Genomic DNA, 12291 nt, shown 5'->3' with positions numbered 1-12291 from the left:
TTTAACTCTTCATTTGGATTAATTAAATTTTGCTGGCATCCATACATTTGTTTTGCCTCCTTACCTGTATGCTAACATAAGTGTGTCGTCATTGTGTCATATATGACAAAAAAAGAATTACACATTAGAATTACCGAACGCAGAATGAATAAACTGCGGTTGTATGCTGCAAAAAAAGATACAACTATTACCCAAGTTGTAGAGGAATTGCTTGATACTCTACCTGAAATTACAGATATATTACAGGTAGGCTAAAGCCTACCGAGTCGTTTTTCATCCCCGGTCTGAAGTACGGAGTATGGCGCTGTGCGCCTGTTCCTCCGGGGCTTTCAAACTCCCGTCTGTTTCTTGTAAAGCTTTAATACCTGAAAACTGGGTATCATCTCAAGATGAGACGACTACACTCAAATTATAGACTCCACCAAAATTTATAATTGAGCCAGCCAAATATAGCTCAAAGTGTATTACCACGAGCAATTGAACTCAATAACTTCCAAGGGGGGAGCGACTCAACTCATCCTTATAAAATTTCCAATTCGGCATAAATTTATTCATGAAAGCCACAAAGCGATCGCCATGATTGCGTTCTAACAGATGCACCATTTCATGAACTACAACATACTCTAGGCAGTGCTTGTCTTTTTTGGCTAGTTCGAGGTTGAGCCAGATACGTTTTGCTTGGATGTTACAAGTACCCCATTTGGTTTTCATCAGTTTTACCCCCCAGTCCTCAACCTCAACTCCCATGTTCTTTTGCCACTTTTCGATTAATGGGGGAATTTCCTGTTTTAACTGCTGTCGATACCAGGACATTATGACTTGTTGACGTTGCGCTTCACTACTTCCTTCTCTAACATAAAGGTCGATATAAGTATTATTTCTAACTTCCACTTTGGGATTGCCCAGACAATAAATGACGTTTAATAAATAGCGTTTGCCTTGAAAATAATGGCTTTCACCAGACACAAATTCTCTTGGTGACTGGCGTTCTTGTGCTTCAAAGTTAGCTTGATGCTTTTTAATCCAGGCTAATTTGGAGATAGCGAATAAACGCACAGCTTCGTCATCAAGGTGTAAGGGTGTGGCGATACGTACTCGACCATCAGGGGGGTAAACTCCCAAGTGCAGGTTTTTAATGTCTTTTCTAGCAACGTCTATGACGAGTTCACCGACTGTAATTTGGTGCATCCTAATACTCGCTTTGGCTTTTGACTATTTCAAAAATGCGATCTGCGCTTCGCAGCAGCGCTTCGCTATCGCAATCTTCAGGCGAATCTAAATGTTTCTTAATGGCATTTTTTACTTCACGCTCTTTCATTATGTTTCCACGCCACCCATCTTTTTTGGTTTTGCGAATCGCGTCATCTATCGCTAGAGATAAGGCTTCGTCTTGATTGAGGTTGTCATATAAAGCCCTTTTAGCAGGAGAGTTCAATGATTGAGGATACTGTGATGAACTGCTAGGTTGAACAACTTGTTTACTTAACTCAACAATTTTCTGCAAATAGGCTTTATAGTCTTGGCTGGCTGCTTTCCGTGCTTGGATTAACTCATCCAGCAGTGTGGACATTTTGTCGAAATATTTCGGGTTTGTTGGTTGTTGATCGATAATGACTTTGCGTAAGTTGTTTTCGATAGTTTCTGCTACAGCTTTTTGGTTTTGTTTGATGCCTTTGGGTAATACGTCAACTGCATTTGTACCGCGTTCGACAATCAACTGAATTAGTGTCATGTCGTCGAAAGCGGAAATTATTTCGCTATCTTCTGCCCCGATGTAGGTATCAATCAAGTGACGCATGGCGGGTTCGTAGGCTTTCAAGTCGATGTAATCGCCACTGGCTAGTTTCACTTCTGCGCGTACTTGTTCGTAATGCTTAACTTCTTGTTTAATAATTTCCGTTTCTGCTTTGCTGTATCCGGCTTCTGTCATGTCATTGGACAAATTGGCATAGGCTCGAACTAAAGCTGATGTGTATTTATAAAGGGCAATCCGCTGTTGTTGATTTTCTTTGATGATTTCTGGGTTTTCGGTATTGGAGCCGCAGAAATAGCGGATATAGGCATGGGTATCGTGGGGTCGCTCCACAGGTTCGCACAAAGCTTTGACGCTTTATCTCACATTTTCTAGGCGTTCTCTGCCTTTGGCGATTCTGTCGCTCAATAATCCATCGATGTCGTCTGTTTCGTAGTCTTCAAATGCCTCAGAGGTGTAATCGTTAATTGATTTTTCTAGGCTTTTAAATAGGTCTTTGTAGTCGATGATGTAGCCATATTCTTTATCTTCACCATCCAAGCGGTTGACGCGACAAATGGCTTGAAATAGTCCGTGGTCGCGCATGGTTTTATCGATGTAGAGATAAGTAGCAGAAGGTGCATCAAATCCCGTCAGCAACTTATCGACTACAATCAGCAGCTTCATTTGGGCTGGTTCTTCGACAAATTTCTTTTTAACTTCGTCTTCAAATACTTCTGGTGCTTTTCCGTTGAGCATTTTTTGATAAATTTCGTACTGGCGTAATTTTTCCGTCAGTTCCTCTTCTCCTGTACTTTCGCCTTTGATGTCTTTCGGGGAAGGTTTGTAGGATGTGACAATGGCACATTTGGTAAAACCAGCATCTTGGAATAGATCGTAATATTTACAAGCTTGGTAAATGCTACCAGAGACGAGCATGGCGTTACCATGACCACTTTGCAAGCGGTCTTTAGTTTCAAAATCTAGCAGAATATCGCTGACAATTATTTCCAGTCGAGATTTTGAACTAAGAACTTTTTGCAGATTTCCCCAGCGTTTCTTGAGTTGGGTTTTGGCGTGTTCGGTTAAGCCTCTAGTTTTGGCTTCAAACCACTGGTCAATTTTGGTTTGTGAAGTGATATTTTGGTCAACATTGCGAGCTTCATAGCGCAAATCAAGGACAACTTTATCAATTACGGCTGTTTTGAATGTGTAAGTGTCAATGTAATCACCAAAAACGTTGATGCTGTTTTGCTTATCTTTTTTAAGTAGGGGTGTACCAGTAAAACCTATAAATACAGCATTCGGTAGGATTTCTTTCATCGCGTCGTGTAGCGTACCTGATTGGGTGCGGTGACATTCATCCACAAATACATAAGTATCGCCTTTGGCGCTGAAGTCGCTGGGCAGGCTGCGCTTAAGTTCTTCGATGTAGCTGTTATAGTCTGAGTCGTCTGGTTTGTCTTTCTTGCCAAATTTGTGAATTAGGGAGCAGAGTAACCAGGGGGTAGTATTGTTGAGTTTGTTAATCAGGTCTTGCCCGCTTGTAGTGCGGTAAATCGCTTCGTTGACTCCCTTAAAGACATTCTCAATTTGCTTGTCTAGTTCATCTCGATCGGTAATTATCAAGACACGAGCATCAGTGATGTTTTCCCGAATCCATTTAGTTAGCCAAACCATTGTCAGGCTTTTACCACTGCCTTGAGTGTGCCAGATAATACCCCCTTCTCGGCGACGGAGGTAAGATTGGGCAGCATTAACCCCAAAATACTGATTGTGGCGGCAAACTTTTTTAATACCCCGGTCAAAAACAATAAAGTCGTGAATTAACTCTAAAAAGCGTTCTTTGGTGCAGAGTTGCAGCAGGTTTTTATCTAAAGGATTGGCGATGTCAGTGTTAGTATCTTCTTTCCAGGTGAGGAAGTATTTTTCTGGGGTTTCAATGGTGGCGTAGCGGAGTCCTTCGGTGTCATTACCTGCCATGACAAACTGCATGGTGGTGAAGAAGGATTTAATAAATATGGATTTTTGGTTATCGAGGTTTTGGCGGATGCCTTCAGATACGGAAACGGTGCTGCGTTTAAGTTCCAGAACACCGATCGCAATACCATTAACATAAAGTACGATATCTGGGCGTTTGGTGTTTTCGCCTTTAACTGTGACTTCTTCGGCGATCGCAAAGTCATTTTCTAGAGGTTGTTCCCAGTTGATCAGCCAAACAGTTTGGGTGTTCTCGCCAACTTCTTCTTTGACTTTGACCCCATAGCGCAGGAGGCTATAAACTTCTTTGTTGATGTCATAAAGGCTTTTGCTTTGGTCGCCTGCGACTTTATTGAGTTCATACAAGGCTTTGGTGATGAGGCGATCGCTGTAGTCTTGTTTGTCGCGGAGGAAGGTGCTGAGGATGTCGGTTTCGATGTTGCTGTTGTTAGGTCTGTCGTGCCAATCACCCAGATAGCGATAGTTTAATTGTTGCTGGAATAGTTGCACTATGCGGTTTTGGGTTTGGCGTTCGCGTTGTCCGACCTGGCTCATAGCAACCCTCTCACTGTAATATTCACGGATTTAGTCAGCTTTAAATATGACACCGTTAATCAAACTATGTCATCTCTATTTGTGTCATCCGTGAATTTGCAGCAAATACCAAAGCCAGATGTGGGTATCAAGTAATAGCTTCACTGAAGTGCTTCCCATGTGGTAGCAGGGATTACTGAAGCAATAATGTCTCCCAATATTTCGCCGCTACCCTTTATTGCTCCGAATGCTGGGCGCTGGGGTTGAGGGGTGGCAGGATAGATAATGACTAAGGGTTCCCCGTCATGGGTAACGGTTAAGGGTGTTTTGGTGCGTTCTTGGCTCATTATTGTTCCTGGTTCTTGGGGTCAGCTATTTTTTGGCGTTGTTTAATGTCTGTGAGGATTTCATCCATTGTTAGCTGATCGAGCCATTGATGACGTTCTTGGGTGTAGTCTCCATTTCCCTTGTCAAATTGGCGAATAAACCGGATAGCATCAGGATATCCCAAAGCATCTACTAAGGCTTGAAATCCTTTTCTATATAATTCAATCGGGGTCATTTTCTCCTCCTACGAGATTAGTGGTAACTTCTGCTAACCAGATCATTGGGTTAGCAACTATTATGTTTAAGTTATTCTTATAGTTTAATGCTCTTGACAATAGACGGTTATCTGTTGTCAAGAAAATGTCGGCGTTCCCCTCAGCACAAGCGATATGAAGCGCATCAAAATTTTTAATATTAAAGTTTGTTATTTCTATAGCTCGTCTAGAGATTTCTTCGGTGACTAAAATCTGATGTTGAGCGATCGCTAATGCTTCAAGCACCTGTTCTCTTCTGGCTACATCTGGGGTTTGTGCAATTTCGGATTCTAGGGCTGTGCTACTGACTAATTCCCATTCTCCATCTCGACAACGGCTGAGAATTTCTAAAATTGCTTCTGTTTCTAAACGAATTCGCGGCTGTGTTTGGTCGTCAAATGAACGATTTAAACAACAAACATCAAGATATATTTTATATTTTTTACCCATACTATTTAATTATCTAAATCATATTCTAGGCGAGTTTTCCCGGTGAGAAGTTCTTGCATCATGCCCTGTTTGATGGCTTTATATTTGTCGCGCTTTTGTTCTAAGGCTGCGATTTCTGCATCCATGTCGCTGAGGATTTGAGCGATCGCTTTTTGTTCCTCTATTGTTGGCGGAAGAGTAATTTGAAGGTTTTTTAAAGCATCTTGATTAATATTTGTATTCGCGCTAACAGTGCTACTATCTATTACCCTTTTTCTAAATTCTTCTTCATTAAAGCAATGCACTTTATACTCAAAATCCAATTCGCCAAAATCCCTAAATCTGATTAAAAAACCACTATAAACAGTATCCTCTAAATCATCATTCACCACAGACGTTAGTCCTACGCCTTCAGGCTTGACTGATGAACGTATAAACAAAATATCTCCTTTCCTTAATTCATAAATTTTCCTTTCTGCACCCGAAGAATTTACTAAACCAAACGATACACCTTGAAATATTTTAGATCGCCCAAATACATCTAAGAGATTTACAAAAGGATACCCAAAGCCAAAATCTTCTTTTCCCTTATTAATTCCATTTTTAAATTCTCCAATCTCCCCCAACTTCTTCACCTCCCACTCGCCGCTAAAACCGGGCAGGCGTTTTTTACCTGTGAGGAGTTGCTGCATCGTGCCTTGCTTGGTGTTGCGCTTTTTGGTGATGATGCGATCGCACTCTGTAATCAGGGCATCGACATCGCTGAGGGATTGTGCGATCGTTTTTTGTTCTGGAAGTGGAGGAAGTTTTACTTCTAGATTATGTAGATCATTACGATTAACGCCAGGAACACCACTTTTATCACTACATGATTTGAAATCAATAGTGCGTAGTAGAAACGATATAAATAGTGGATTATTACCCTTAAAGTCTTTTACAAATAGAGTTGTATTGAGCGGCCAAAAGTCTTCACTAATGAAAAAAACTTCGCCGATTGTACCGTATCGTCCTGTTACAACACCTGGGCTTTTTGCTTTAGCTTCAGAATGTTGTCCACTTATGCCAGACGAAGACACAACAGGAATATCGCCAGGTTGACGCTTAGTGTGTGGAAGATCGAAACCACGCTGAAGCTTAAGCACATCACCCAAAGGGATTTTTTTCCAACCGCTAACTACCATACCAACCCCATTCTCTTCAGATGCCCCTCAACCTTAGCCGTCAACTCATCAACCTTACTCGTCAACTCCGGCAAAGGCGTATCATACCGTTCTGCCAACTCCTTAATTCGCTGCGTCAACCGTTGCGAAATCCGATCCATCTCCGAAGCGATCGCCTGTCGTAAAGTCGGCATCCACTTGTCATCTACCACCAGCGTTTTAATCTCGTCCTCGGTTAGATCCCCGTATTTTGTCAACACATAATTATCCAAAAATTGAGTCAATACTTTAATTTGTTTACTAATTTCCGCCTCTTGCTCAATCAGCTTTAAATAAGCCTTTAACACCTTTAATTCATCCGCAAACGTGGCATCATTCTTAATTATCTTGATGCGATCGCTCACATTCGCTTTGGTAATTTTGCCACTGTCATTGGTGACTTCCTCCAGCAAACCCTCCTCACCGCCATGTTCTTCTTGCAGTTCCTCCTGCTGGCGAACAATTTCATCCTTTTTCGTTTCCAAAGTTGCGATCGCTGCCTGTTCAGCTTGAAAATAGCGGTTAATCATCAACTCTTTGGGAATCAGTTCGCAGACATAATCTGTTACTGCACCTTTCTTATTCGTCACCGCCGTCAGTTCTGCCTTCCAGCCATCTTCTACCAAAATATAAACATCGTCCTTCATACTTTCCACCCAATAGGTCATTAGGTGCTGGTAAACATCGTATTTATCAATCAGACTTTTACCCGTAAACCCTTGCAGCAAGTCTTCCGAAAGCGCGTAAATAATCGCCTTGGGCTTATCTCCCGGCTGGATGGCTTTCAGCAAAGGCGTATGTTTGGCTTGCCACGTCTCAAAAACCGCTTGAATGTCTTTCCCATAGCTGATAAATTCAGGATGAGCAAAAATACAAGCTTTAACTTCTGAGCCTGGAATTTTGAGCATCAGGTATCCTGGGCGATCCGCCGCCTCAAATAATTCCTGTTGCAGCGTCGGGTAAACCTGCCAGTAATCGCTCAAAGCTTCAATATCTCGCTTGGGTATCCCTCCCAACAGATGCGCCTCAATATCCTGTATATCTTCCTCTTCCTGAGAGTCGATATAACGCGGAATATTCAGGTTGTACTCATTCCCCGCAATTTCCTGAACTGGAACCATCCGCGAATACTTCGCCACCTCAAGCTGTTTGTTGAAGACATCAACTATTTTATGAATGTCCTGCTCCCGCAGACGGTTTTTATTGCCGTCTTTAACAAACCCCTTGCTGGCATCAATCATAAAAATGCCTTGGCGATTCTCGGCATCTTCCTTGTCTAACACAATAATGCAGGCAGGAATCCCCGTCCCATAAAACAGGTTCGGCGGTAGCCCAATAATCCCCTTGATAATGCCCTTGCAAATCAGATTTTTCCGAATTTCCGACTCCGCATTCCCCCGAAACAGTACCCCATGCGGCAGAATAATCGCTCCTTTACCATTACTTTTCAGGGAGCGCACCATGTGCAGCAAAAAAGCATAGTCCCCATTTTTAGCCGGAGGAATGCCATAGCCATCAAACCGTTGAAACTCATCCTTGGCTAAATTAAGACCATTACTCCAAGCTTTTGAGGAAAACGGAGGATTAGCCACAGCAAAATCAAAAGTTTTCAGGCTACCATCCGCATCTTTGAAATAAGGACTTGATAAAGTATTATCCTGCCAAATCTCAGCAGTAGGGTGTCCGTGGAGGATCATGTTCATCCGAGCCAAAGCGCGGGTAGCGTTGTCCATCTCTTGCCCGTAGATAGTTAAGCCCCGTTCCGCTTCATCCGCCGACTTTAACAACAGAGAACCACTACCACAAGTCGGGTCGTAAATCGTCTGACTCTGGCTTTGGGCTGAATTAACGCCAATAACTTGAGAGATTACACGGGACACTTCCGCCGGAGTATAAAATTGACCCTTGCTTTTACCCGATTGCGTCGCAAAGTTACGCATCAGGTACTCATAAGCATCGCCTAAAATATCATCACCATCGGCGCGGTTTTTACTAAAATTCAAAGCAGGGGTTTCAAAAATCGCCACCAAGTTGGAAAGCCTATCCTGCATTTCCTTACCCTTGCCCAGCTTGTCGGCATTATTGAAATCAGCGACATCAATAACGCCCTTTAAATCATTGGCTTCGGCTAACTTGGTAACAATTGTGTTGATACGATCTCCGATATCTTTCTGTCCTTTGAGAGCAACAATATCCTGAAATCCTCCACCTTCAGGCACTTCAATCAGCGCATCTGCTACACCCGCATATTTATCAGATACATATTTAACAAACAATAAAACCAGTACATAATCCTTATACTGCGAGGCATCCATGCCACCCCGTAGTTCATCACAGCTTTTCCATAAAGAACTATAAAGTTCACTTTTCTTAATTGCCATTTCGTGTAGCCTTCACGCATACCTCCTCCGATCAACTTTGCCAGACGTTCTTAAGCCCGTCTGACACTTTGCCTTGAAGTTTTTACATCGTGCAAAGAACCAATAACATACCACGCACAAGGACTTTACTCATGTAGTGGCTGAGGATATATCGTATACCAGGAATTTACAAATTGTCCTATCTGCGACACCTAGATATTATTGCGGCGGATTTTGCTTCTTTTCCCGCTCCTCAACTGCCTTACTCACAAGCCGCACAACAAGATTACTGATGGGACGGTCTTCTTCCTGTGCCCATCTCACCAAAGCCTCGTGGATATCCTTGGGGAAATATATGGAAGTTTGTACGCGATCGCTTTGATTCATCAACTCTAAAAGAATTTATCGCCAGATCATCATACCCCCACAACCTTATTCTAAGGCTAAATAATGTTTAACAATGTTCACCAATGTTTTATGGTAAATTAAAAACATTGCTAAACATTAAATTAATGTGTAGCAATGTCTTAGGTGGTTATTCTATGGAAAGTCCATGCTATGAGCGACTTGAGCGATATGAGGGAATTAGCTTGTATTGATTGTGACGACTTACCGAGTTCACAAAGTAACCAGCAGATTTTCCCGACAGTACTGAAATTTTTGGAGAGCGATCGCTTCAAGGTGCGATCTTTATCTGACAAAGATGCAATGAATCAAAGTATTCAAGTTTATTTGTAACCATACAAATAAAAAATCATTTGTTTTGTGGAGATTTTGTCACTATGAGCCGCAATAATAAGAAAAATTTCACGAGTCCTATCCTCAGAACTATACGATGCCATCTGCATAGTAGCGATGATGTACTTCGTAAAGTATGGGAAGAAATGACTCAAAAAAACACTCCTCTGATTGTCCAATTATTGAAGGATGTAAGTGAACAACCTGAATTTGAAAACATTAAAGAAACCGGAGAAATCAGCAAGGCAGAAATTACAGAGTTACGTAAATCCCTAACGAAGGATTCATATTTAAAGGAACAGTCAGGTCGTCTTCGCTCATCAGCAGACTCTTTTGTAAAGGAGGTCTATTCTTTATGGCTTACTTTATACCAAAAACGAAAAAGGCAGAAAGAGGGTAAGGAGTACTTTCTCAAGGATATACTTAAAAGTGATGTTGAACTTGTAGCAGAAAGTAATTGTGATTTACAAACAATCCGTTATAAAGCGCAAGAAATACTCGCTCAACCGGAAGAAATTTTGAAGCAAATTATCACTGGTAGTGAAAATAATAAGCAAACTAATTCTAATCGAAAAGTACGTAGAACTAAAAACCCTAAAACTAGCAACATAGACAAAGATTTAAATATCGTTACTCAAGAAACACCAAAAGATGAACGTCCAAAGGCATTGACAAATATTTTATATGACATTCACAAAAAATCACAGGATATTTTAATACGATGTGCTGCTGCTTACTTGATAAAGAATCATAATAAAGTCAGTGAGGAAAAAGAAGACATCAAAAAACTAAAAAAGCGTCGTAATCAAAAGAAAGTCGAGATTAAACGCTTGGAGAAGCAGATCCAAGATAATCGATTGCCTAGTGGTAGAGATATTGTAGGTACAACATATATTGAGGCATTTGATAATCTAATAAATCAAGTACCAAAAGATAATGAAGAATATGAAAATTGGATAGCTGATATATCGAAAAAAGTTTCACAGTTGCCATATCCTGTAGATTACTTATATAATGATTTAAGCTGGTATAAAAATAGTGAAAACAAGATTTTTGTTTACTTCAATGGTTGGTCTGAATATCACTTTCAAATTTATTGTGATAAACGCCAACTTCATTTTTTTGAACGCTTTCTAGAAGACTACGAAACTTTTAAAAAAAGCGATAAAGGTGAAGCCAAACTTTCAGGAAGCTTGGTAACACTACGTTCTGCACAGTTGCTATGGCAACAAGGTAAAGGCAAAGGTGAACCTTGGAAAATTCATAAATTAGCTCTGCATTGTACCTATGACGCTCGTTTATGGACAGCAGAGGGTACTGAAGAAGTAAGAAAAGAAAAGACTGATAAGGCACAAAAGCTAGTGAGTAAAGCAGAGAAGAATGAAAATCTAGACAAAACCCAACAAACAAACCTCAATAAAAATAAATCCTCACTATCGAGACTTGATAATTCCCTCACCCGTCCTAGTAAGATAGTTTATCGAGGTCAACCCAATATAATCGTTGGTATCAGTTTTCATCCTGTGGAGTTAGCGACGGCTGCTATAGTCGATATAAATACTCAGAAAGTAATAGCCTATAGGACAATTAAACAATTACTAGGTGATGATTATAGGACTCATATTTGATTTTTGAAAAAAACTCGGTACACCTTAATCGTCTAGAATCCCTTTGCCTCTTGCATGAGTGCCTCTTGCCTGCCTACGCAAATAATTTCAGGAATCAAATATTATTCCTATATCATTTGTTAAGCCGCAGACGACGGCAACAGGTACATTTTCGCAAAGAAAGAGAAAAAGCTCAGAAGAAAGATGCTCCCTGTCATCTTGGAGAATCAGAATTAGGGGAATATATTGATAAATTGCTAGCAAAGAGAATAGTAGAAATTGCTGAACACTATCAAGCGGTTAGTATTGTATTACCCAAATTAAAAGATATGCGGGAAATTCGCACCAGCGCAATTCAAGCCAAAGCCGAGACTAAACATCTAGGTAATCGTCATGTTCAACAATTGTATATAAAAGAATATAACCGTCAGATACACAATTGGAGTTACAACAGACTCCAAGAAGGCATTAAATCGAAAGCGGCTGAATTGAGAATTGGTATTGAATTTGAGGTACAGCCAAATTATGGTACTCTGCAAGAAAAAGCAAGGGACTTAACATTCTTTGCTTACCAATCCCGAATACATACTATTGGTTGATGAAAATTTCCGCCAATACAGTATAATAGCTAAATATTAATTAAATCGGTGCCATAATACATACTCTTTTGAGTCTCTGTATGATGCTACAGTATCAACCCCTTTGTGTAGATATTGTGGAATGGGTTAGTTTAACGCTTAGAAAAGCGTATTCTTTCTGGCCCTAGTAGCTGCCGACTCTACCTGTGCGGTCATCTAATTGTTTGTTAGCGGCAAATGCTTGGGTAAGCTGATGCTGTTGTTAGATGAGAAAGTACTCGCACCGAGACGCATGGGAAGTATAAGGTGTTAGGGTTCCAAAGAGCCCAGAGCCTTAGCTCTTGACATCAAACTCTTTTAGCTTGGTGTTAGGTGCCAGAGCGGCTTGTACTACCGAAATCCTAGATTTTGGTTTTACAAGGAATATCATCACCTCTTACAAGAAACAGACGGGAGTTTGAAAGCCCCGGAGGAACAGGCGCACAGCGCCATACTCCGTACTTCAGACCGGGGATGAAAAACGACTCGGTAGGCTTTAGCCTACCTGTAATAT

The 12291-nt window shown here is 41.0% G+C and carries 13 protein-coding genes; 4 read left to right on the top strand and 9 right to left on the bottom strand.

Annotated features, from left to right (window positions below; all coding sequences use genetic code 11):
- Positions 1 to 102 precede the first annotated feature (102 nt).
- The gene (locus H6G32_RS25580; RefSeq protein ID WP_190461469.1) at positions 103 to 255 is read left to right on the top strand and encodes a hypothetical protein; all 153 of its coding nucleotides are present in this window, start codon (positions 103 to 105) and stop codon (positions 253 to 255) included.
- 228 nt (positions 256 to 483) lie between these two features.
- Here H6G32_RS25580 and H6G32_RS25575 read toward each other — a convergent pair whose 3' ends face one another.
- The 9 genes from H6G32_RS25575 to H6G32_RS25540 all read right to left on the bottom strand — a co-directional run bounded on the left by H6G32_RS25575 (position 484) and on the right by H6G32_RS25540 (position 9202).
- On the bottom strand, positions 484 to 1188 hold the full coding sequence (locus tag H6G32_RS25575; protein ID WP_190463456.1) for a M48 family metallopeptidase: 705 nt from the start codon (positions 1186 to 1188) through the stop codon (positions 484 to 486).
- 1 nt (position 1189) lies between these two features.
- Complete coding sequence (locus tag H6G32_RS26500) at positions 1190 to 2086, bottom strand: hypothetical protein (RefSeq protein WP_199328252.1); 897 nt, start codon at positions 2084 to 2086, stop codon at positions 1190 to 1192.
- A gap of 24 nt (positions 2087 to 2110) precedes the next feature.
- Complete coding sequence (locus tag H6G32_RS25570; protein ID WP_199328251.1) at positions 2111 to 4267, bottom strand: type I restriction endonuclease subunit R; 2157 nt, start codon at positions 4265 to 4267, stop codon at positions 2111 to 2113.
- Between the two features lie 140 nt (positions 4268 to 4407).
- Positions 4408 to 4593: a type II toxin-antitoxin system Phd/YefM family antitoxin gene (locus tag H6G32_RS25565; RefSeq protein ID WP_190463454.1), complete on the bottom strand. Its 186-nt coding sequence runs from the start codon at positions 4591 to 4593 to the stop codon at positions 4408 to 4410.
- Positions 4593 to 4808 (bottom strand): hypothetical protein, encoded by a 216-nt coding sequence (locus H6G32_RS25560; protein WP_190463453.1) that lies wholly within the window; start codon positions 4806 to 4808, stop codon positions 4593 to 4595. Before H6G32_RS25560 ends, H6G32_RS25565 begins: the two co-directional genes overlap by 1 nt.
- A complete protein-coding gene (locus H6G32_RS25555; RefSeq protein WP_190463452.1) occupies positions 4795 to 5277 on the bottom strand; it encodes a type II toxin-antitoxin system VapC family toxin in 483 nt (160 codons plus the stop codon). The genes H6G32_RS25560 and H6G32_RS25555 overlap by 14 nt, the downstream gene beginning before the upstream one ends.
- Positions 5278 to 5282: 5 nt before the next feature.
- Positions 5283 to 6437 (bottom strand): restriction endonuclease subunit S, encoded by a 1155-nt coding sequence (locus H6G32_RS25550; protein ID WP_190463451.1) that lies wholly within the window; start codon positions 6435 to 6437, stop codon positions 5283 to 5285.
- The gene (locus H6G32_RS25545; RefSeq protein WP_190463450.1) at positions 6431 to 8836 is read right to left on the bottom strand and encodes a type I restriction-modification system subunit M; all 2406 of its coding nucleotides are present in this window, start codon (positions 8834 to 8836) and stop codon (positions 6431 to 6433) included. The genes H6G32_RS25550 and H6G32_RS25545 overlap by 7 nt, the downstream gene beginning before the upstream one ends.
- A gap of 198 nt (positions 8837 to 9034) precedes the next feature.
- Entirely contained in the window at positions 9035 to 9202 is a 168-nt protein-coding gene (locus tag H6G32_RS25540) for a ribbon-helix-helix domain-containing protein (protein ID WP_190463449.1), read from the bottom strand.
- 171 nt (positions 9203 to 9373) lie between these two features.
- On the opposite strand from H6G32_RS25540, the gene H6G32_RS25535 reads away from it, so the two are divergent.
- The 3 genes from H6G32_RS25535 (at position 9374) to cas12k (H6G32_RS25525) (ending at position 11759) form a co-directional block, all read left to right on the top strand.
- Positions 9374 to 9553: a hypothetical protein gene (locus H6G32_RS25535; RefSeq protein WP_190463448.1), complete on the top strand. Its 180-nt coding sequence runs from the start codon at positions 9374 to 9376 to the stop codon at positions 9551 to 9553.
- Positions 9554 to 9597: 44 nt separating this feature from the next.
- Positions 9598 to 11181 carry a type V CRISPR-associated protein Cas12k gene (gene cas12k, locus H6G32_RS25530; RefSeq protein WP_199328250.1) on the top strand — a complete coding sequence of 528 codons (1584 nt, stop codon included), beginning with the start codon at positions 9598 to 9600 and terminating at the stop codon, positions 11179 to 11181.
- Positions 11182 to 11246: 65 nt separating this feature from the next.
- Positions 11247 to 11759, top strand: a complete 513-nt coding sequence (gene cas12k, locus H6G32_RS25525; protein ID WP_206757980.1) for a type V CRISPR-associated protein Cas12k — start codon at positions 11247 to 11249, stop codon at positions 11757 to 11759.
- Positions 11760 to 12291 lie beyond the last annotated feature (532 nt).

The sequence above is a fragment of the Cylindrospermum sp. FACHB-282 genome (genome assembly GCF_014697195.1).
Taxonomy (GTDB): Bacteria; Cyanobacteriota; Cyanobacteriia; order Cyanobacteriales; family Nostocaceae; genus Cylindrospermum.
This window is presented reverse-complemented; position numbering and strand designations above follow the sequence as displayed.